We start from the raw sequence: 19,848 nt of genomic DNA, 5'->3' as shown, positions 1-19,848 counted from the left end.
CGTGCGCAGGGACGAAGGGCCGGCAGGGACAACGCCGACCCATGTTCCGTTCTATACCCCCGGGTGTGAGTTGCGACACATTGGCCCGGGGTCACTTTGGTGACGCTCCGATAACGCCTTGACCTGCGCCGACGGCACGGAGCCTCGCTCGAGGCCCTGCTTCGCCTACCGTTCGTCAAGTGCCCGTGACGATCCGCGAACGCCGCCCATACGACCTGCCCGTCCTCGTCGAGCTGCTCGCCGCCCAGCAGCCGGCGACCTCCTACCCGCAGCGGTGGCCACTGCCCTTCCCGCCCGAGGAGTTCGTCGTCCGCCCCGGCGAGCTCGCCGCTTGGGTCGCCGTGGAGGATCAGACCGTCGTCGGCCACGTGTCCGTCACCGAGCTCACCGGTGGCCGCATGGCGGCCGAGTGGGAGAGCGCCACGGGCCGACCCGCCGACGGACTCGGGGAGGTGTCCGTCCTCTTCGTCGCAGGCGGCCGCCACGGCTCCGGGATCGGCGGCCTCCTGCATGACACGGCCCTCGCCGAGATCCGCCGTCGTGGGCTCACTCCGATGCTCGACGTCGTCGGCGACGAGACGGACGCCGGGCGCTTCTACCGGCGACGCGGCTGGCACACGGTCGGCACGGCCAGGCCGGCCTGGCTGCCGGACCACCGACCCGACCTCGCCTTCATGCTCCTGCGGGATGAGAGGGTCGGGGCATGACCGACGATGCCCTGACTGCGCTGGCGAAGCGCGCACGTGACCTCGATGTCGAACACGCGTCGACCGATCGACGTGACGCGTTCGTCCTGCCCGAGGGCGTCATCTATCTCGACGGCAACTCGCTCGGGGCGATGTCCGTGGCGGCGCGCGAGGCGGCCGCCGACGCCGTGGACCGTCAGTGGGGCCACCAGCTCATCCGCGCCTGGAACGACTCGGCGTGGTGGACCGCCCCGGAGCGGGTCGGTGACCGCATCGGCGAGCTCGTCGGCGCGCCGCCCGGAACCGTCGTCGTCGGTGACTCCACGACCGTCAGCCTCTTCAAGGCGGTCCACGCCGCCGCGAGAATGCGCCCCGACCGAAGCGTCGTCCTCACCGACCCGGACTCCTTCCCGACGGACGTGCACGTCACCCGCGGAGTCTGCGACCAGCTCGGCCTCACGCTCGAGCTGGTCCGACCTGGCGACGCCGTCGCGCGCCTCGAAGGCTCGAACGACGTTGCCCTCGCCTCGTACTCACACGTCGACTACCGCACCGGCCAGCTCTGGGACCTCGGCGCGATCACGGACGCGGCCCACGTCACCGGAGCCCTCGCGTGCTGGGACCTGTGCCACTCTGCTGGTGTCGTGGAGGTGGGACTGACCGAGGGCGGCGCCGACTTCGCGGTGGGCTGCGGCTACAAGTACCTCAGCGGCGGACCCGGCGCCCCGGCCTTCATCTACGTCGCACCGCAGCACCTTGCCGACTTCACCAACCCGATCCTCGGGTGGAACGGTCATGCCACGCCCTTCGCGATGACGCCCGACCACGTGCCCGCGGACGGCATCACCCGAGCCCGCGTGGGCACTCCCCCGGTGCTCGGGATCGCGACGCTGGAAGGTGCGCTCACGGCATACGACGGCTTGGATGTCGTTGACGTGAGGCGACGTTCACTCTCGCTGACCCGATTCTTCGTCGAGTGCCTCGACGCCCTCGGCGTCGACCTCCCGATGGCCACGCCACGGGACGAGACCCGCGGCTCCCAGGTGAGCCTGCGGCACCCCGACGCGTATGCCGTGGTGCAGGCGCTCATCGCGCGCGGAGTCATCGGCGACTTCCGCGAGACCGACATCGTCCGGCTCGGTTTCGCCCCGCTCTACCTGGCGCACGAGGACGCTCTCGCGGCAGCCGTGCACCTGCGGGACGTCGTCGTCGGGCGCGAGTTCGAGCAGGAGCGGTTCCGGCAGCGCGCAACCGTGACCTGACAGGGGGACAATGGTTCTGATGGGACGCAACGCACCGACCGACGACCAGGGCGAGGGCGACCTCGAGGTCGACTCGCCCCCGACCTCAGCAGCCGGAGTGCCCGCTGTGGTGCGTTCGATGCGCATGTCCCTGCGCCAGATGGGTCCCGTGAGGACAGCTCGGACGCTCTTGAGAGTCAACCAGGACAAGGGTTTTGACTGCCCCGGCTGTGCCTGGCCGGATCCGGCGGAGTCGCATCGGGCGGAGTTCTGCGAGAACGGCGCCAAGGCGGTGGCAGAGGAGGCGACCCGCCGTCGCGTGACACCTGGGTTCTTCGCCGAGCACTCGATCTCCTCCCTGCGAGGGAAGTCCGACTACTGGCTCGGGTCACAGGGCCGGCTCACGACGCCGATGCACAAGCCCATCGGGGCCGACCACTATGAACCCGTCAGCTGGGAGCGGGCGCTGGACATCGTGGCGCGTCATCTGCGCGAGCTCGACGACCCGGACCGGGCGATCTTCTACACCTCCGGGCGGACGAGCAACGAGGCCGCGTTCGCCTACCAGCTGTTCGTGCGCGAGCTGGGGACCAACAACCTGCCTGACTGCTCCAACATGTGCCACGAGTCCAGCGGCACCGCGCTCACCGAGACCATCGGCATCGGCAAGGGCACGGTCACCATCGACGACCTGACCAAGGCCGACCTCATCCTCGTCGTCGGGCAGAATCCCGGCACCAACCACCCGCGCATGCTGTCGACGCTGGAAGCAGCCAAGGACAACAGTGCTCGCGTCATCGCGATCAACCCGCTGCCGGAGGCGGGTCTCATGACGTTCCGCAACCCACAGACGGTCAGGGGCGTCGTCGGTCGGGGCACCAAGCTCGCCGACCGACACGTCGGGGTGCGGTTGGGCGGCGACCAGGCGCTCTTCCAGGCCGTGGGCCACCTCCTGCTTCAACGCGGCGCCGTGGACCGGAAGTTCGTCGAGGACCACACCGCCGGGTTCGAGGCGTATGCCGCCGCCCGCGTCACCCTGGACTGGCCCACCACCCTGGCTGCGACCGGCCTCACCGAGGCGGAGATCCGCGCCGTGGCGGGCGAGGTCGAGGCGGCCGGCTCCATCATCGTCTGCTGGGCCATGGGGATCACCCAGCACCGGCATGCCGTCGCGACGATCCAGGAGATGCTCAACGTCCTGCTGCTCGGCGGCCACATCGGCCGGGAGGGCGCCGGCGTCTGCCCGGTGCGTGGCCACTCCAACGTCCAGGGCGACCGCACCATGGGGATCTTCGAGCGACCGTCTCCGGCCTTCCTCGACGCCCTCGACGCGGAGTTCTCCATCACCTCACCCCGTGAGCACGGTGTGGATGCCGTCGAAGCCGTCCGTGCGCTGCGTGACCGACGGGCCTCGGTCTTCTTCGCCATGGGCGGCAACTTCGTCCGGGCCATGTCCGACAGCGACGTCACCGAGGAGGCACTCGAAGCCGCAGACCTCACCTGCCACGTGTCCACCAAGCTCAACCGCTCGCACACCGTCACCGGGGCTGAGGCGCTCATCCTCCCCACGTTGGGGCGCACCGAACGTGACGAACAGGTCACCGGTGAGCAGGTCGTCACCGTCGAGGACTCGATGGCCATGGTGCACGCCTCCCGTGGCCGCCTCGGCCCGGCCAGCGACACCCTGCTCAGCGAGGTGGCGATCGTGTGCGAGCTGGCTCGTCGGGTGCTGCCCGACTCCCCCGTGGACTGGTCCGGCATGCGCGGCGACTACCGCGTCATCCGTGACCACATCTCGCGCGTCGTGCCCGGGTTCGACCGTTTCGAGGAGCGCATCCTCGACAAGGGGGGCTTCCAGCTGCCGCTGGCGCCGCGCCAGCGGAAGTTCGACGTCGACGGCGGACGGGCGCGCTTCTCGGTGCATCCTCTGGAGTTTCCACAGTGCCCTCCGGGACGGCTGCTCCTGCAGACGATCCGCAGCCACGACCAGTACAACACCACGATCTATGGGCTCGACGACCACTATCGCGGCGTCAAGGGCGGACGACGCGTCGTCTTCGTCAACCCTTCCGACCTCGCTGCCCTGGGGCTGGCCGACGAGCAGATGGTCGACATCGTCTCGGAGTGGCGTGGGGTCGAGGGCGGCGACGAGCTGACCGAGCGACGGGCCGAGGAGTTCCGCATCGTCGCCTATCCGACCGCCCGAGGATGTGCCGCCGCCTACTTCCCCGAGGCCAACGTCCTCGTGCCCCTGGACTCGACCGCCCGCGGCAGCAACACGCCGACGTCGAAGTCGGTCGTCATCCGTCTCGAGGCTCGCTGATGGGCCGGGTCACCTCACGCCACAAGGTCGTCCGCATCGACCTCGACGGGGAGGTGTCTCGGGCGATCGACACGGTCGCCGGTGAGGAGCCGCTGGAGATCAGGGTCAACGGCGAGACCTTCACGGTGACGATGCGCACGCCGGGGGCCGACGTGGACCTGGCCCACGGGCTGCTGCGGGCCGAGGGCGTCATCGCCCGCCGCGACGACGTGGTGTCGGCGCAGTTCTGCTCCGACCTCGACACCCTCAACGTGCTCAACCTGACGGTGCCGGGTCGTGACGCCCGGACCGCCGTGACCTCGACCCGCAACCTCGCCTCGCTCGGCGGGTGCGGCCTGTGCGGGACCACTGCTGTCGAGGCCATCGAGTCCGTGGTCGAGCAGAAGCCGCCCGAGGTGTTGTGGGAGGCCGCGCAGATCGCGGACGCGCTGCACGAGCTGCGCTCCCGTCAGGCCGTGTTCGACAAGACCGGTGGTGTGCACGGGGCGGGCCTGGTGCCGACCGCCAGCAGCGGGCTCGCCATCGTCCGCGAGGACATCGGGCGGCACAACGCCGTCGACAAGGTGCTGGGCTCAGCGCTCGTCACGGGCGTCGAGGCCGCCGGTGGGCTGCTCGTGGTGTCGAGCCGGGCCAGCTTCGAGATCGTCCAGAAGGCGGCGGTGTCGGGCATCTCGGTGCTGGCCTGCGTGTCGGCGCCGTCATCGCTGGCCATCGAGGCAGCCGACCGGCTCGGGGTCACCCTCGTGGCCTTCGCGCGGGGCCGTCGGATGAACGTCTACACGCACTCGCACCGCATCCCCCACTGACCTGTCGGCCGACGCTCGCGGCTCGAGCGAGGCAGAGGTTGGCGAACACACCACCCATGGGTGCATCGCTCACCACGTTGTGGCTCGCTCGGCGCCCGCGGAGGGTGCTGAGCGGGCCGATCCGGCGCAGGTCAGGCCGCGACGACCTGGGCGCCGGACTGGTGGAGCAGCCAGAGGAACTCGTCGGCGTAGCGCCGCTCCCGCAGGTCCTTGAAGTCGTTGCGGGAGATGAGGTTGATGTGCTCGTGGCTGACCGTGAGGTTGAGCCGGCCGGTCTGCTCTGTCTCGACCCACACCTCGCCCTGCGACAGGATGCTGTTCTTGCCCGCGCGCACTCGCGTCGTGGGCACGAGCCACGTCGGCGTCGCCGCGTCGCCCGCATGGAACCCGAGCCAGCCGTTCTCGATGCGGATGGTGCCACCGTCGCCCGTGAGCTCGAGCCGCCCGCTCGGCGTCACCCGGGCGTTCCACTGCCCGACCGGGCGTGCGGGCGGGCGCGCCGGGTCGTGGCCGGCCGCGGAGACGGCCTGAGCAGTCGAGATCGGCACTCTGGGGCTGCGCGTCCTGTGCCACAGGAGCACCAGAGCACCGGCGAAGAGCAGGGGGATCGCAGCGATGAACGCGCTGAACAGCCCGAACATGCTGTCGAACCCGAACCCGAACCCGAACACGGCTTCCCCCAGCTCAGCGGACCGGCCGGGTCACCAGCCCCGCTCGGAGAGGCGGTGCGGCTCGGGGATCTCGTCGACGTTGAGCCCGACCATGGCCTCGCCGAGACCGCGGGAGACCTTGGCGATCACGTCGGGGTCGTCGAAGAAGGTCGTGGCCTTGACGATCGCCTCGGCGCGCTGGGCCGGGTTGCCGGACTTGAAGATGCCGGAGCCGACGAAGACACCCTCGGCGCCGAGCTGCATCATCATCGCCGCGTCCGCGGGGGTGGCGATGCCACCGGCGGTGAAGAGCACCACCGGCAGCTTGCCGGCCTCGGCGACCTCCTTGACGAGCTCGTAGGGAGCCTGGAGCTCCTTGGCCGCGACGAAGAGCTCGTCCTCGGGCAGGTTCTGGAGCTTGCGGATCTGCTGGCGGATCTGCCGCATGTGGGTCGTGGCGTTGGAGACGTCACCGGTGCCGGCCTCGCCCTTGGACCTGATCATGGCGGCGCCCTCGGTGATGCGGCGCAGGGCCTCACCGAGGTTGGTCGCTCCACAGACGAAGGGAACAGTGAAGTTCCACTTGTCGATGTGGTTGGCGTAGTCGGCCGGGGTCAGGACCTCGGACTCGTCGATGTAGTCCACGCCGAGGGACTGCAGCACCTGGGCCTCGACGAAGTGACCGATGCGGGCCTTGGCCATGACCGGGATCGACACCTCGGCGATGATGCCGTCGATCATGTCGGGGTCGGACATGCGCGACACGCCACCCTGGGCCCTGATGTCGGCGGGGACCCGCTCGAGGGCCATGACGGCGACGGCCCCCGCGTCCTCGGCGATCTTGGCCTGCTCGGCGTTGACGACGTCCATGATGACGCCGCCCTTGAGCATCTCGGCCATGCCGCGCTTCACCCGGGTCGTGCCGGTGCTGCTGGTGGTGCTGCTGGAGGTGGTGGTCGGGGAGTCCGCGGCGGGGGTGTTCTCACTCATGCGCGCAAGTGTAGGTCCGGCTCAGTCGAGCACCGCAGGCGGAAGGTCATCGTCGAAGTCGACGGGCATCGGGAGGGCCGCGTGCCCGGCCAGTCGGAAGAGCCGCACCACCTTCTTGTCCCGCACCCGGCGCACCTCGCGCACCGCGTCGTTGTGGAACCGGCGGGCGAGCTGGACCCTCAGGGCGCTCGCCTCGACCCGGCTCAGCCCATCGGCCCCGGGACTGCCCGGTTGTTCGCGCAGGGCCTGGACGGTCTCGGGCTGCAGTGCCGCGCGCAGTGTCGCGGTGAGGTCGGCCTCGGTGCTCTCACGCCCGGCGAACGTCTGCCCGTCGAGCAGGTCATGGCTGAGCGGGTGGTGGGTGTGGCGCTCGAGCGCCTCGCTCGCTGCGTCGGCGAGGAGCAGCGAGGTGGCCGGGTCCACACTTCCGCTGGTGGCGAGCTCGAGCGTGGCCTCGGCCCGGCGCACGAGCTGGGCGTCCAGCGCCGACACGGCACCCTCGACCTTGGCGTGCAGCCGGTCGAGGCGCGAGGCGGAGTAGGAGAGGTACCAGGCTGCACCGAGCAGAACCAGGGCGATGATCGTCGCGACCTGCAGGACATCGATCACGCTTCACCTCTCACTGGCCAGCGCAGGCGACCGAGCAGGCCTGCGCGCGGGCCGGCATCGACCGGGGAGTGGTCGGCGCCCTCGATGACAGTCTCGTACACCGCCATGACCCGCTCGGCGACGACCGCCCAGTCGAACGAGCGGGCCCGCCTGAGTCCGAGCTCGCGCAGTCGCTCACGATCTGCGGTTGAGCCGATGAGGTCGATGGCCGCCGCAGCGAGTGCGGCGCTGTCGCCGTTGGGGAAGGTGCGACCGGCGGAGTCGGCACCAAGGACCGCGGTGAAGGCCTGCAGGTCACTGGCGAGGACAGGTGCCCCCGAGGCCATCGCCTCGACGAGGACGATGCCGAAGCTCTCACCACCCGTGTGGGGAGCGACGTAGAGGTCCGCCGACCGGAGCAGCGCGACCTTGTCCTCCTCGGAGACGGCGCCGAGGAACTCGGTGGCGGCCCTGACTCGCGGGTCGAGGCGCTCGGCGATCTCGTCGACCTCTCCCGGACCGGCGACGACGAGCCGGGCGCCGGGCAACGCGTCGAGGATCGCCGGCATCGCCGCCACGACGACGGCGAGGCCCTTGCGGGGCTCGTCGATGCGACCGAGGAACGCGAGGGTGGGTCTCTCGGGCGTGCCGCTCCACCGGGTCACGGCGCCGTTCGGCGCGAAGCGCTTCGTGTCGACGCCGTTGGGGATGATGTAGGCGTCGCCGCCAAGGTGGCGCCGCACCGTCCCGCGGGCCTCCTCGGACACGGCGATCCGGGCGCGGATCTTCTCGGTGGAGGGGCGGAGCAACGGGTTGGCCGCGTGCATGGCGCGCGAGCGGAGGGTGGACGTGTGGAACGTCGCGACGACAGGCTCGGACGAGGCCCAGAGGGCCATGAGCGACGCGCTGGGCGTCACCGGTTCGTGCAGGTGGAGGACGTCGAACTCGCCGTCCTCGAGCCACCTGCTCACGCGCGACGAGGTCACCGGCCCGAAGGTCAGGCGGGCGACGGATCCGTTGTAGCGCACCGGAACTGCCCGACCGCACGACGTCACGTATGCCGGCAGCGACGTCGCGTCGTCATCGACCGGTGCGAGGACGGAGACGTCGTGGCCCTGCGCGATGAAGTACTCGGCCAGGTCCCGGACGTGGAACTGCACCCCCCCGGGCACGTCATAGGCATAAGGACAGACGAGCCCGATCCTCATGACGCCCCGGCACGGGCGAGGCGCTCACGGTCGAGATCCTTGGTGAAGACGGGCTGGAGCATGTGCCAGTCGGCGGTGTGCTCGCGCACGGTGGCCCCGAGGGCGTCGGCGCACGCCTGCGTCATCTCGGCCACCTTGGCCCGGGTCGTCCCCGACTCGGGCAAGGGCACCGGCTCGTGGAAGGTGATGACGATCCCCCATCCCGCGTCACGGCGCTCGTGACGGATCGAGACGGGGAAGAGTGGTCGGCGCGTGGTCAGGGCGAGTGCGGCAGGGCCCGCCGCCATCCGTGCGGGCTCGCCGCAGAAGTCGACCTCGACACCATCGCGGGAGAGGTCGCGGTCGGCGAGCAGAGGGATGAGTCCGCGCCGCCCCGTGGCCTCACGCAGCAGCGGGAACGGGGGTGGCCCCCCGGTGAGCGGGTGGATGGTCATGCCGAGGCCCGTGCGGAACTCGAGGAACTCCTCGAAGACCTCCTCCGGCTCGAGTCGCTCCGCCACCGTCGTCACCGGCCCGAGGTGCACGGCTCCCCAGGCTCCGGCCAGGTCCCAGTTGCCGAGGTGCCCGAGGAAGCAGACGAGTGAGCCGTCGGCCGCAAGGACCTCACGCACCGGCCCGTCGCCCTCGACCCGCACGCGGGCGGCCAGCTCCTCAGGCGTGAGGACGGGCAGCCGGAACGCCTCGCAGTAGTAGCGCAGGTAGGCCCGCATCCCGTCGCGCACCAGCGCGTCCAGCGCGGCGTCATCGAGCTCGGGTCGGACGGTCGCATAGTTCGCGCGCATCCGCGCACCGCCACCGCGGGCGACGGTGAGATCCGCGATCCGGTCGAAGACCGCGTAGGCCGTGCGCTCCGGCATACGCCGAATGAGGGACCATCCCACGCGGAAGCCGGCCACCGTCGCGACGTCGGTGGCCCGGGAGAGAAGTGCTGAAGGAAGCCGGCTCACGCGACGTCGAGGGCCTGTCGCCGCACCTCGAGCATGCGCTGCACGACGGTGACGAGGCTGGCGAGGGCGAGGAGGCCCAGCACGACGGCGAGGAAGATCTCGGGGACGAACCAGCCGACGAAGCCGGTGGTCACGAGGACGGCGACGAGGCGCTCGGCCCGCTCCGCGATCCCCACGTTGGCCGTCATGCCCAAGCCCTCGGCGCGGGCCTTGGCGTAGGAGACGACCATGCCCAGGATGAGGCAGCCCAGGGCGAGGGCGGCCATGATCCCGGGACGGACCTGGAGGATGCTGTCCGGGCGGAGGTTCTGGCCCCCGGCATAGAACAGGACGAGCCCGCTGAAGACCGAGGCGTCCGCGACGCGGTCGAGCGTCGAGTCGAGATAGGCGCCCCACAGGCTCGAGCGCCCGGACCGGCGCGCCATGATGCCGTCGACCGTGTCCGAGAAGACGAAGGCCGTGATCACGAGGGTCCCGACGAGGAACTCACCGCGCGGATAGAAGACCAGGGCACCGAGGCTCACACCGAGGGTGCCCACGATCGTCACGACGTCAGGGCTCACCCCGAGGCGCAGCAGGAGCGAGGCCAGCGGGGTCAGGAGCTTCGTGAAGAGGGGTCGCGCGTACTTGTTGAGCATGGTGCGGCCAGCCTAGTGGGCCGGGCTCACTCCCCCGGCCAGGCCAGCGCGAGGCGGCGGCGCGCGTCCTCGAGGAGGACCGGCAACGCCTTGGTCTGCCCCACGACGGGCAGGAAGTTCATGTCGCCGCCCCACCGCGGCACGACGTGCTGGTGCAGGTGCGCCGCGACGCCCGCCCCCGCCACCGCGCCCTGGTTCATCCCGATGTTGAAGCCCTGCGGTCCCGACGACTCCTGCAGTGCCACGATCGCCTGCTTGGTCAGAGCCGTGAACTCGGCCGTCTCCTCGTCGGTGAGGTCGACGTAGAGGGACACGTGCCGATAGGGACAGACGAGCACGTGACCCGGGTTGTAGGGGAAGAGGTTCATCACCACGTAGCAGTGCTCCCCGCGGTGCACGACGAGCCCGTCCTCGTCGTCCCGACCCGGGGCGGCGCAGAACGGGCAGCCGTCGCCGGCGTCCTTGGACGGGCGCTCCCCCGTGACGTAGGCCAGCCGATGAGGGGTCCACAGCCGGTCGAAACCGTCCGGCACCCCCGCGAAGTCCTCGGCGGCGGTCGTCGGAACATCACTCATGCCCACGATCCTAGACAGGCGCGCACCCGTGGTCGGAGGGCCGGGGCGTGCGCCCCTGCACGACGCCCCGGTCCCTCCAACCATTGAGACGTCGTGGGTCGGGCAAAGGTTGCTCGGCGGGGCTAACGAAGGTGGATGTTGTGGACTTGTGCCTCGAACCGCGGCTCGAGTTGTGAGGATCTGCCTCGCGCGAAGAGCGCCGCACCCGAGCCGGTGCGCGTGAGGTGCGCGTGAGGTGCGCGAACGGCATACCGCCATGCCGGTATGCCGTTCGCACCGCTGAAGCCGGCCCGCTCACCGCGTGCTGGCGCGCCACTCCATGAGCTCCGGTGCGGGAGTCGTGAACCCGGCCCGCTCGTAGAGGCCGCGAGCCCGTGGCGCAGCGTTGAGCTGCATCCGGTCGACGTCGTTCTGCCCTGCCCACAGCTGAAGGGTCGAGAGGAGCCGGGTGCCCAGGCCGGCGCCGCGGGCGTCCTGCGTCACGAACAGCAGTGACACGTGCAGCCAGCGCGTCCTCGGCCGCCTCGAGCTGGGAAGCTGGTGATGACCGCAGCCGTGACCAGGCCGAGCGGGCGGCCGTCCGCCGCCTCGGCGACGAAGGTCACCCGGTCGCGGTCGGCCAGCCACGCGTCGGCGTAGGTGTCGAGGAACCCCGGTTCGATGTGCGCACCGCACTCCCGGTCGTCCTGCATCGTGAGCGCCGCGACGGCGAACGCGTCACGGGGCTCGGCGAGCCGGACGACCGGTTCCATGTCAGGCGCCCGCGTCAGACCTGGGCGCGGGTCTCGATGGCGCCCAGGACCTCCGCGATCGCGTCCTCGACCGGCACACCGTTCTTCTGCGACCCGTCGCGGTAGCGGAAGGAGACCGCGTCGTTGCTGCGGTCCTCCTCGCCGGCGATGAGGGCGAACGGGACCTTGGCCTTGCTCGCGTTGCGGATCTTCTTGGGGAAGCGGTCGTCGCTGTCGTCCAGCTCGACGCGGATGCCCTTGGCCTTCATCTGCGAGAGGACGCCCCAGAGGTAGTCGTTGTACTCGTCCGCGACCGGGAGTCCCAGCACCTGGACAGGGCTGAGCCACACCGGGAACGCGCCCGCGTAGTGCTCCACGAGGACGCCGATGAAGCGCTCGATCGAGCCGAACTTGGCCGAGTGGATCATCACCGGCTGCTGACGCGTGCCGTCGGCCGCCTGGTACTCCAGACCGAAGCGCTCGGGCTGGTTGAAGTCGTACTGGATCGTCGACATCTGCCAGGTGCGGCCGATCGCGTCGCGAGCCTGCACCGAGATCTTCGGACCGTAGAACGCGGCGCCGCCCGGGTCGGGGACGAGGTCGACGCCGTACTTGCTCGCGGTCTCCTCGAGGACGCGCGTCGCGGTGTCCCACTGCTCCGCGGAGCCGATGAACTTGTCCTTCTTCTCCTCCGAGTCGTCGCGGGTCGACAGCTCGAAGTAGTAGTCGTCGAGTCCGAAGTCCTTCAGCAGACCGGTGACGAAGTCGAGGAGGTGCTCGACCTCCGCCGGCGCCTGCTCAGCGGTGACGTAGGAGTGCGAGTCGTCCTGGGTCATGGCACGCACCCGGGTGAGGCCGTGGACGACCCCGGACTTCTCGTAGCGGTAGACCGAGCCGAACTCGAAGAAGCGCAGGGGCAGCTCACGGTAGGAGCGACCGCGCGACCGGAAGATGAGGTTGTGCATCGGGCAGTTCATCGCCTTGAGGCGGTACTCCGCGTGCTCCATCTCCATCGGCGGGAACATCGTGTCGGCGTAGTAGGGCAGGTGTCCCGAGGTGTGGAACAGCCCGTCCTTGCTGATGTGCGGGGTGCCGACGTAGTCGAAGCCCTCCTCGATGTGGCGACGACGGACGTAGTCCTCCATCTCACGCTTGATGACCCCGCCCTTGGGGTGGAAGACCGCCATCCCCGAGCCGATCTCGTCGGGGAAGCTGTAGAGGTCGAGCTCGGCGCCGAGCTTGCGGTGGTCTCGCTTCTCGGCCTCGGCGAGGCGGTCGAGGTAGGCCTTGAGCTCCTCCTTGGTCGGCCACGCGGTGCCGTAGACGCGCTGCAGCTGCGGGTTCTTCTCGGAGCCGCGCCAGTAGGCGGCGGCGCTGCGCATCACCTTGAAGGCGTTGCCGAGGACCTTGGTGGTCGGCACGTGCGGGCCGCGGCAGAGGTCGCCCCACGCCTTGGTGCCGTCGCGACGGACGTTGTCATAGATGGTGAGCTGCGCGCCGCCGACCTCGACGTCCGCGCCCTCGGCTGCTTCTGAGGCCGCGCCGCCCTTGAGCCCGATGAGCTCGCACTTGTAGGGCTCGTCCCCCAGCTCCACGAGTGCGTCGTCGTCGTTGATCTCGCGGCGCACGAAGGTCTGGCCCTCGTTGACGATCTTCTGCATGGCCTTCTCGAGGGCCTTGAGGTCGTCGGGCTGGAACGGCTCGGCCACGTCGAAGTCGTAGTAGAAGCCGTCTCGGATGGGCGGCCCGATCCCGAGCTTTGCCTCCGGGTTGAGCTGCTGCACGGCCTGGGCCAGGACGTGAGCAGCACTGTGCCGCAGGACATCCAGCCCGTCCTGCTCCTGAGCGGTCACCGGCTCGACGACGTCACCGTCGGCGACGACGTGGGCGAGGTCGCGCAGCTCACCGTTGACGCGGGCGACCAGCACCTCGCGCTGGCCCTCGAAGAGGTCACCGGCCGTCGTCTCCAGCTCCACCGATCGCTCGTCTCCGGCGACATGAACGGTGATCTGTGAGGACACAGCGACTCTCCTGGGGTGACACGAAACGGGGGTATGCCGCGTGCGGACGTCCCGACGCGGCATACCGATGCTATCCGGCTGGTTTCCCGCGACGCGCGCGCCTTTCGCGCGTGGGGAGCGGCTCAGTCGGTGGGTGGGATGACTGCGACCCCGGCCACGCGGCGCAGGTCCGCCACGAGGCGGGTGCAGTCATGGAGCAGGGCGCCGTGCTCGGGCCAGGCGCGAGGGTCCGCCAGGGGTGTCTCGTGCAGCAGCGTCGTGAGCTCGTCGAGCCGGCGCTCGACGCCGTCCAGGCGTGAGCCCACGGAGTCGAGCGCTCCGTCCACGCCGAAGTCGTCGAACGCTGCCGCCACCTCACTGAGGACGGAGGCGATCCCTTCGAGGAAGTCCTGGCTCGGGGTGGCACGGTCGGGATGGTCGAGGTTGTCGCCCAGCGTCCGGACCAGCCCGCTGACGTGCCAGGTCGCGCGACGCAGCCCGTCCACGGTCTCGCGGTAGCCGTCCCAGGCCGGCTCGAGCCGGTGCAGCTCGTCACGCGGGTTGAACCGCTGGCTCTCGCGGCCGAGCTCGATGAGGTCGAGCACCCCGGGCGCCTCCTCGTGGAGGGCGTCGGCGGCGTCCCGCCAGGCCTCGACGGAGCCCTTGTCCCACCCCCCCCGGAGCCCTTGAGCGACCTCGTCGAGAAGTCCGCGCACGCGCCGGCTGTAGTCGAGAACCCTCTCGCGGGGTGCCTGCACGTGCAGCGGCGCAAAGACCAGCACGTTGACGGCCACGCCGATCATGCCGCCCACGAGCGTCTCCAACATCGTGATGCCGGTGAAGTCCTCGTCCGTGCCACCTGCGGTGAGCAACGACAGGAGCGCCATGGAAGGCACCTGGATCCCCGAGTCCCCGAGTCGGTGCCAGCGACCCAGGACGAGAGCACCGAGGATGACGATGGCCATGCTCCACCAGTGCAGGCCGAGCGTCGTGCCGACCAACCAGGCGAGGGCCATCCCGAGCCCCACGGCGAGGATGCGGCGCACGCTCTGGCCGAGCGAGCGTGCAACGGTCCGGTCGACGACGAGGAGCGCGGCCAGAGGGGCATAGAAGGGGGTGGCGCTGCCCATGACCCGGTCGGCGACGAACCAGGCGATGACCGTGGCCATGGTGGCCTTGACGACCATGAGGAGGTCGTCGCGGGAGAGAGTGGGCATGTTCGCGACCCTAGGCCGCGACACGGCATACCCGGGAATCTCGGAGGCGCGAGCAACGCCCGACGTCCTACCGTCAGGGCATGGAACTCCACATCGCCAGCCTCTCGGAGCGCCCGGACCTCGCTCACCTGCTGGACGAGTTCGACGACCCGTGGCCGGAGTTCATGAAGTACGACGCGATCGCCGACCTGTACTACCCCCGGGCGGCGACGACCTTCGCTGCCTGGACGCTGCTCGCGTGGGACGCCGCCGACCCGAGCCGACTCGTGGCGAAGTCACACTCGATCCCCTTCGCCATGGGTGCGGACATCCGGCGCCCGACGTTGCCGGACGACGGGTGGGACGGCGTGATCGTGTGGGCCTGGCTGGACGAGCTCGCCGGGCGCGAGCCCACCCACGTGTCCGCCCTCGAGGTGGCGATCCGACCCGACCTGCAGGGCACCGGTCTGGCATCGGTAATGCTGGAGGCCAAGCGGCAGAACGCTGCGCGGCTCGGCTTCCACGACCTCGTGGCGCCCGTTCGCCCCAACGCCAAGCACCTGGAGCCCGGGACACCGATGAGCGACTACGCGCTGCGGACCCGCGAGGACGGCCTGCCGGTCGACCCGTGGCTGCGACTGCATGCACGCGTCGGCGGCGAGATCGTCGGCGTGTGCCCGAGGGCGATGACGATCTCCGGGACCCTGGCGCAGTGGCGGGCGCGGACCGGGTTGCCCTTCGACGCCAGCGGTGACGTCCACGTGCCCTTCGCGCTCAGCCCGGTCCACGTGAGCGTCGAGCACGACCACGCGGTCTACGTCGAGGCGGGAGTGTGGGTCCACCACCGCATCTGAGCCGTCTCAGGAACCTGTCTCGAGAGTGAGCACCAGGTGCTCGGTCTCGGGCTTGCGGGTGCTGCGCAGCCCGGCGACGACCATCGGCTGGGTGCTGTCGACGACGAAGTCGACCCTGCCCGGCAGGAGCACCGGCTTCTTGAACCACACGTGCGACGTGCTCGGACCGTTGACCGTCCGTCCCAGTGCACCGAGCACGCGGGCGGAGGTCCACATGCCGTGGGCGATGGTCTTGGGGAAGCCCATGGCCCTGGCTGTGAGCGCAGACAGGTGGATCGGGTTGACGTCACCGGAGACCGCGGCGTACTGCCGACCGAGGTCACCCGCCAGGGACCACTGGGCGGCCGCGACCCCGCCGGGGATCGCGGGGGCGGTGGCGCCGCGCTCGGCGTCGGGGTTGCCCTTGCCGCGCGCGAGATAGGTCGAGCGACCGCTCCACACCGACTCGCCCTCGACGCTCACCTCGGTGACGAGGTCGACCTGGCGACCCCTGGGGTGCTCACGCAGGTCCTCGGCGTGGACGGCGATGTCGAGGACGTCGTCAGCGGTGAGCGTGCGCCCCACCGTGATGGTGTTCTCGACGTGCACCAGTCCGACGAGCGGCAGGGGGAAGGCCTTGCGCGCCATGAGCTCGGCCTGCAGCGGGAACCCGAGGATGTGCGGGTAGGTGTGCGGCAGGACGTCATCGACGCCGAACCCGCAGAGCCGCTGGTAGTCCATGAGGTGGTCACGGGCGACCGAGTGTCCGCTGAGGACGAGCTCGCTGGCGGGCAGCGACCGGCCGGACTTCTTGCCGGCGACGGCGGCACGCAGGAAGACCTTGGCCAGGGACGGCGCAGTGCTGAACAGCTCCTGCTGGGTCATCAGGCCCCCAGGATCATCTGGCCGCAGACGCGCACGACGTTGCCCGTGACCGCACGGTTGGCGTCCCAGGCGAAGTAGCCGATGGTCTCGGCGACGTCGATGGGCAGGCCACCTTGTTGCAACGAGTTCGTCAGCCTGCCGATCTCACGGGTGGCGAGCGGGATCTTGGCGGTCATCTCGGTCTCGATGAAGCCGGGCGCGACGGCGTTGACCGTGATGCCCTTGTCCAGGACCGCCTGGTCGGCGGCGAGCGACTCGGTCATGCCGATGACGCCGGCCTTGGACGCGGCGTAGTTGGTCTGGCCACGGTTGCCGGCGATGCCGGCGATCGAGGAGACGTTGACGATGTGACCGCCGTCGTTGATCGCCGGGATGAGCGACTCGTTCATCCGCAGGATCGACAGGAGGTTGACCTGGAGGACGGAGTCCCAGCGGTCGGCCTCGGTGTTGGCGAGCAGCTTGTCACGGGTGATGCCGGCGTTGTGGACGACGATGTCGAAGCCGCCGTGGCGCGCCTGGGCGTGCTCGACGATCTTGGCCCCGGCGTCCTGCGCCGTGACATCGACCTGGAGGGCGGAGCCACCCAGGCGGTTCGCGACCTCGGCGAGCGGGCCGCCGGCGGCCGGGACGTCGACGGCGACGATCGTCGCGCCGTCACGAGCGAGGGTCTCGGCGATGGCCGCCCCGATGCCGCGCGCGGCGCCCGTGACGACGGCGACCTTGCCGTCGAGCGGCCGGTCCCAGTCAGCAGGGGCCACGATGTCGGCGACGGGAGCCGCCACCTGGAAGACCTGGGCCGACACGTAGGCCGAGCGCCCCGAGAGCAGGAACCGCACCGTCGCGTCGATGCCGGCATCCGCGCCCTCGGCCACGAGGACCGTGTTGGCGGTGCCGCCGCCACGCATCTCCTTGCCGATGGAGCGCACGATGCCCTCGACGGCGCGGCGGGCAGCGGCCTGTGCGACCGAGGTGGCCGACTCGGGCGGACGGCCGATGACGATGATGCGACCGGAGGGAGCCAACGTCTTGAGCGCCGGGCCGACGACACCACGAAGGGTCTCGAGGTCGGCCGGGGTCTCGATCGCGGTGAGGTCGAGCACGACGCCGGCGCCCGACGTCGACGGTCGCGACGCAACCGTGACACCGGCCTCGGCGAGGAGGTGTCGGACCCGCTCGGCCACCGGGGCGTCGCCGTGGCCGGCCACGAGCACCTCACCGGGGACGAGCGAGCCGCCCACCTTGTGGCGACGCAGCCGGCTCGGCCTGGGCAGCCCCAAGCTGGTGGCCAGCTGCTTGCCGACCCCGCCGCTGACGAACTGTCCGTAGTTGAACGCCATGGGTCAGGCTCCTTCGAGGATCGCGACGACGCCCTGCCCACCGGCAGCGCAGATGGAGATGAGACCGCGGCTGCCCGGGCCCTGCTCGTGGAGCATCTTGGCGAGCGACGCGACGATGCGGCCACCGGTCGCGGCGAACGGGTGACCCGCGGCGAGCGAGCTGCCGTTGACGTTGAGCTTGCTGCGGTCGATGGAGCCGAGCGGCTTCTCGAGGCCGAGACGCTGGGTGCAGAACTCCTCGTCCTCCCAGGCCTTGAGCGTCGAGAGCACCGTCGAGGCGAAGGCCTCGTGGATCTCGTAGTAGTCGAAGTCCTGGAGCGTCAGGCCATTGCGCGCGAGAAGTCGCGGCACGGCATACGCGGGAGCCATGAGCAGGCCCTCGTCGCCGTGGACATAGTCGACCGCCGCGACCTCGCCGTCGACGAACCAGGCCTGGACCGGCAGGTTGTGCTCGGCCGCCCACTCCTCGCTGCCGAGGAGGACGGCGGACGCGCCGTCGGTGAGCGGCGTCGAGTTGCCCGCCGTCATCGTCGCGCCCTCACCCTTGCCGAAGACCGGCTTGAGCCTGGCGAGCTTCTCGACGGTCGAGTCGGCGCGCAGGTTCTGGTCCTTGGCCAGGCCGAGGTACGACGTCATGAGGTCGTCGAAGAAACCGCGGTCGTATGCCGCCGCGAGATTCTGGTGGCTGGCTGCGGCGAGCTCGTCCTGGGCTTCGCGGGTGATGCCCCACTTCTTGGCCGTGATGGCCATGTGCTCGCCCATGGACAGGCCGGTGCGGGGCTCGGTGTTGGCCGGGGTCTCGATGCCGATGTCGCCGGGGCGGATCCGGAGGGCGGCCTTGGCCATCTCGACGGTGGACTTGGCGCGGTTGATCCTGAGCAGCTTGCGACGGAGCTTCTCGGTGACCATGATCGGCGCGTCGGAGGCGGTGTCGACGCCGCCCGCGATGCCCGACTCGATCTGGCCGAGCTTGATCTTGTTGGAGACGAGGATCGCGTTCTCGAGACCGGTGCCGCAGGCCTGCTGGACGTCATACGCCGTGGTCTCGGGCGCGAGACTCGAGCCCAGGACGGCCTCGCGGGTCAGGTTGAAGTCGCGGCTGTGCTTGATGACGGCACCTCCGACGACCTCTCCGAGGCAGTTCCCGCCGAGGCCGTGACGAGCGACGAGACCCTCGAGGGCGGCCGTGAACATGTCCTGGTTCGACGCGTTGGCATAGGGCCCGAACTGGCGGGCGAAGGGAATGCGGTTGCCGCCGAGGATGGCGGCGCGGCGGGGACTGGCTGGTGTCACCGGGAGCTCCTGAGGTCTGTCGAGAAGGGGGACGACGAGGTCACGTGCGACGCGACACATATCCGGTACTGACGGTAGCAGGTACCTCGCTCCACCTGCTACGGTCCGATCTGTGAGCAGCACCACCGATCCCCTGGGCGACTCCGCCGACACCCGCGACGCGGACTCGACCGAGGTCGTCGACGGGCGCAGCAGCCGCTGGGACCGCCATCGCACGCAGCGACGGCAGGAGCTCGTCGAGGCGACGCTGCGCGCCATCCGCGCCCAGGGCGCCGGCGTCGGGATGGACGACATCGCGAGCAGCGCCGGCACCTCCAAGACCGTCTTCTACCGTCACTTCACCGACCGCGCGGGGCTCTACTCGGCCGTCGCGGAGCGCGTGAACCGGATCATCCTGCGCGACATCACGAGGGCGGTCGGCGACCTCAGCGTGTTCACGAGTCAGGCCTCCCGGCGTTCGGCGCAGCCGCGCGCCCTCCTGGGCGCCGCGGTCGACGCCTACCTGTCGCTCGTCGAGACCGACCCAGAGGTCTATCGCTTCATCGTGGCCGCACCGCTCGTGCCTCCGTCGGAGCGCACCGAGACGATCGACCTCGCCTCGACGGTGAGCCGCGCCATGGGGGTGCAGATCGGCTCGCTCATCGCTGCCTCACTGGTGGGTGCGGGGCGGGGCCCCGAACCCGCGGCCACGTGGGGGCATGCCGTGGTCGGCATGGTCCGCGCTGCGGGTGACGAGTGGCTGCGTTCCGGGGCAGCCTCATCGGGCACCTCGCGTGAGACGCTCAACGAGCACCTGACCGAGCTCATCTGGGGCGGCCTGTCGTCGGCCTGGCCGATCGCGGACACCACCCAGGACATCGATCCCGGCGCCGTTGCCGACGCACACGCCGACGCCGACGCCGACGCCGACAAGGAGTGAAC

The 19,848-nt window shown here is 70.3% G+C and carries 20 protein-coding genes; 6 read left to right on the top strand and 14 right to left on the bottom strand.

Annotation, left to right across the window (positions count from 1 at the left end; all coding sequences use genetic code 11):
- Positions 1-179 precede the first annotated feature (179 nt).
- Genes ACZZ98_RS17210 through fdhD form a run of 4 tightly spaced genes read left to right on the top strand, consistent with a single transcriptional unit; the run spans position 180 to position 5,056 of the window.
- Positions 180-707: a GNAT family N-acetyltransferase gene (locus tag ACZZ98_RS17210; RefSeq protein WP_463517388.1), complete on the top strand. Its 528-nt coding sequence runs from the start codon at positions 180-182 to the stop codon at positions 705-707.
- Positions 704-1,948 carry a kynureninase gene (locus ACZZ98_RS17205; protein ID WP_463517387.1) on the top strand — a complete coding sequence of 415 codons (1,245 nt, stop codon included), beginning with the start codon at positions 704-706 and terminating at the stop codon, positions 1,946-1,948. The genes ACZZ98_RS17210 and ACZZ98_RS17205 overlap by 4 nt, the downstream gene beginning before the upstream one ends.
- A 19-nt stretch (positions 1,949-1,967) precedes the next feature.
- On the top strand, positions 1,968-4,250 hold the full coding sequence (locus ACZZ98_RS17200; RefSeq protein ID WP_463517386.1) for an FdhF/YdeP family oxidoreductase: 2,283 nt from the start codon (positions 1,968-1,970) through the stop codon (positions 4,248-4,250).
- Complete coding sequence (gene fdhD / locus ACZZ98_RS17195) at positions 4,250-5,056, top strand: formate dehydrogenase accessory sulfurtransferase FdhD (RefSeq protein ID WP_463517385.1); 807 nt, start codon at positions 4,250-4,252, stop codon at positions 5,054-5,056. The genes ACZZ98_RS17200 and fdhD overlap by 1 nt, the downstream gene beginning before the upstream one ends.
- A gap of 131 nt (positions 5,057-5,187) precedes the next feature.
- Here the strand turns inward: fdhD and ACZZ98_RS17190 are convergent, their stop codons facing one another.
- The 11 genes from ACZZ98_RS17190 to ACZZ98_RS17140 all read right to left on the bottom strand — a co-directional run bounded on the left by ACZZ98_RS17190 (position 5,188) and on the right by ACZZ98_RS17140 (position 14,600).
- Positions 5,188-5,727 carry a hypothetical protein gene (locus ACZZ98_RS17190; protein ID WP_463517384.1) on the bottom strand — a complete coding sequence of 180 codons (540 nt, stop codon included), beginning with the start codon at positions 5,725-5,727 and terminating at the stop codon, positions 5,188-5,190.
- A gap of 30 nt (positions 5,728-5,757) precedes the next feature.
- A complete protein-coding gene (gene pdxS / locus ACZZ98_RS17185; protein WP_463517383.1) occupies positions 5,758-6,696 on the bottom strand; it encodes a pyridoxal 5'-phosphate synthase lyase subunit PdxS in 939 nt (312 codons plus the stop codon).
- A gap of 21 nt (positions 6,697-6,717) precedes the next feature.
- Entirely contained in the window at positions 6,718-7,305 is a 588-nt protein-coding gene (locus ACZZ98_RS17180) for a hypothetical protein (RefSeq protein WP_463517382.1), read from the bottom strand.
- The gene (locus tag ACZZ98_RS17175) at positions 7,302-8,492 is read right to left on the bottom strand and encodes a glycosyltransferase family 4 protein (protein WP_463517381.1); all 1,191 of its coding nucleotides are present in this window, start codon (positions 8,490-8,492) and stop codon (positions 7,302-7,304) included. The genes ACZZ98_RS17180 and ACZZ98_RS17175 overlap by 4 nt, the downstream gene beginning before the upstream one ends.
- A complete protein-coding gene (locus ACZZ98_RS17170) occupies positions 8,489-9,439 on the bottom strand; it encodes a phosphatidylinositol mannoside acyltransferase (protein ID WP_463517380.1) in 951 nt (316 codons plus the stop codon). The genes ACZZ98_RS17175 and ACZZ98_RS17170 overlap by 4 nt, the downstream gene beginning before the upstream one ends.
- Positions 9,436-10,077: a phosphatidylinositol phosphate synthase gene (gene pgsA, locus ACZZ98_RS17165; protein WP_463517379.1), complete on the bottom strand. Its 642-nt coding sequence runs from the start codon at positions 10,075-10,077 to the stop codon at positions 9,436-9,438. Before pgsA ends, ACZZ98_RS17170 begins: the two co-directional genes overlap by 4 nt.
- Before the next feature lie 26 nt (positions 10,078-10,103).
- Complete coding sequence (locus ACZZ98_RS17160) at positions 10,104-10,652, bottom strand: HIT family protein (protein ID WP_463517378.1); 549 nt, start codon at positions 10,650-10,652, stop codon at positions 10,104-10,106.
- Between the two features lie 294 nt (positions 10,653-10,946).
- Complete coding sequence (locus ACZZ98_RS17155; protein ID WP_463517377.1) at positions 10,947-11,135, bottom strand: GNAT family N-acetyltransferase; 189 nt, start codon at positions 11,133-11,135, stop codon at positions 10,947-10,949.
- On the bottom strand, positions 11,132-11,404 hold the full coding sequence (locus ACZZ98_RS17150; RefSeq protein ID WP_463517376.1) for a hypothetical protein: 273 nt from the start codon (positions 11,402-11,404) through the stop codon (positions 11,132-11,134). Before ACZZ98_RS17150 ends, ACZZ98_RS17155 begins: the two co-directional genes overlap by 4 nt.
- A 14-nt stretch (positions 11,405-11,418) precedes the next feature.
- Entirely contained in the window at positions 11,419-13,404 is a 1,986-nt protein-coding gene (gene thrS / locus ACZZ98_RS17145) for a threonine--tRNA ligase (RefSeq protein WP_463517375.1), read from the bottom strand.
- Between the two features lie 122 nt (positions 13,405-13,526).
- On the bottom strand, positions 13,527-14,600 hold the full coding sequence (locus tag ACZZ98_RS17140) for an FUSC family protein (RefSeq protein WP_463517374.1): 1,074 nt from the start codon (positions 14,598-14,600) through the stop codon (positions 13,527-13,529).
- Between the two features lie 80 nt (positions 14,601-14,680).
- On the opposite strand from ACZZ98_RS17140, the gene ACZZ98_RS17135 reads away from it, so the two are divergent.
- Positions 14,681-15,433 (top strand): GNAT family N-acetyltransferase, encoded by a 753-nt coding sequence (locus ACZZ98_RS17135; RefSeq protein WP_463517373.1) that lies wholly within the window; start codon positions 14,681-14,683, stop codon positions 15,431-15,433.
- Positions 15,434-15,439: 6 nt separating this feature from the next.
- Here ACZZ98_RS17135 and ACZZ98_RS17130 read toward each other — a convergent pair whose 3' ends face one another.
- Genes ACZZ98_RS17130 through ACZZ98_RS17120 form a run of 3 tightly spaced genes read right to left on the bottom strand, consistent with a single transcriptional unit; the run spans position 15,440 to position 18,927 of the window.
- Complete coding sequence (locus tag ACZZ98_RS17130; protein ID WP_463517372.1) at positions 15,440-16,297, bottom strand: MaoC/PaaZ C-terminal domain-containing protein; 858 nt, start codon at positions 16,295-16,297, stop codon at positions 15,440-15,442.
- Positions 16,297-17,634 (bottom strand): 3-oxoacyl-ACP reductase, encoded by a 1,338-nt coding sequence (locus ACZZ98_RS17125; protein WP_463517371.1) that lies wholly within the window; start codon positions 17,632-17,634, stop codon positions 16,297-16,299. Before ACZZ98_RS17125 ends, ACZZ98_RS17130 begins: the two co-directional genes overlap by 1 nt.
- Before the next feature lie 3 nt (positions 17,635-17,637).
- The gene (locus ACZZ98_RS17120; protein WP_463517370.1) at positions 17,638-18,927 is read right to left on the bottom strand and encodes an acetyl-CoA C-acetyltransferase; all 1,290 of its coding nucleotides are present in this window, start codon (positions 18,925-18,927) and stop codon (positions 17,638-17,640) included.
- Between the two features lie 112 nt (positions 18,928-19,039).
- On the opposite strand from ACZZ98_RS17120, the gene ACZZ98_RS17115 reads away from it, so the two are divergent.
- Positions 19,040-19,846 carry a TetR family transcriptional regulator gene (locus tag ACZZ98_RS17115; RefSeq protein ID WP_463517369.1) on the top strand — a complete coding sequence of 269 codons (807 nt, stop codon included), beginning with the start codon at positions 19,040-19,042 and terminating at the stop codon, positions 19,844-19,846.
- Positions 19,847-19,848: the final 2 nt, after the last annotated feature.

It is taken from the genome of Knoellia sp. AC549 (assembly GCF_979258975.1).
The sequence above is the reverse complement of the archived record's forward strand: the minus strand, read 5'-3'. Positions and strand labels throughout refer to the sequence as shown.

What these genes read in the sequence shown, in the direction of transcription:
- ACZZ98_RS17205 (WP_463517387.1), top strand. Translation starts at nt 704, where the DNA reads ATGACCGACGATGCCCTGACTGCGCTGGCGAAGCGCGCACGTGACCTC.
- ACZZ98_RS17200 (WP_463517386.1), top strand. Translation starts at nt 1,968, where the DNA reads ATGGGACGCAACGCACCGACCGACGACCAGGGCGAGGGCGACCTCGAG.
- fdhD (WP_463517385.1), top strand. Translation starts at nt 4,250, where the DNA reads ATGGGCCGGGTCACCTCACGCCACAAGGTCGTCCGCATCGACCTCGAC.
- pdxS (WP_463517383.1), bottom strand. Translation starts at nt 6,696, where the DNA reads ATGAGTGAGAACACCCCCGCCGCGGACTCCCCGACCACCACCTCCAGC.
- ACZZ98_RS17175 (WP_463517381.1), bottom strand. Translation starts at nt 8,492, where the DNA reads ATGAGGATCGGGCTCGTCTGTCCTTATGCCTATGACGTGCCCGGGGGG.
- pgsA (WP_463517379.1), bottom strand. Translation starts at nt 10,077, where the DNA reads ATGCTCAACAAGTACGCGCGACCCCTCTTCACGAAGCTCCTGACCCCG.
- ACZZ98_RS17160 (WP_463517378.1), bottom strand. Translation starts at nt 10,652, where the DNA reads ATGAGTGATGTTCCGACGACCGCCGCCGAGGACTTCGCGGGGGTGCCG.
- ACZZ98_RS17150 (WP_463517376.1), bottom strand. Translation starts at nt 11,404, where the DNA reads ATGGAACCGGTCGTCCGGCTCGCCGAGCCCCGTGACGCGTTCGCCGTC.
- ACZZ98_RS17140 (WP_463517374.1), bottom strand. Translation starts at nt 14,600, where the DNA reads ATGCCCACTCTCTCCCGCGACGACCTCCTCATGGTCGTCAAGGCCACC.
- ACZZ98_RS17135 (WP_463517373.1), top strand. Translation starts at nt 14,681, where the DNA reads ATGGAACTCCACATCGCCAGCCTCTCGGAGCGCCCGGACCTCGCTCAC.
- ACZZ98_RS17130 (WP_463517372.1), bottom strand. Translation starts at nt 16,297, where the DNA reads ATGACCCAGCAGGAGCTGTTCAGCACTGCGCCGTCCCTGGCCAAGGTC.
- ACZZ98_RS17125 (WP_463517371.1), bottom strand. Translation starts at nt 17,634, where the DNA reads ATGGCGTTCAACTACGGACAGTTCGTCAGCGGCGGGGTCGGCAAGCAG.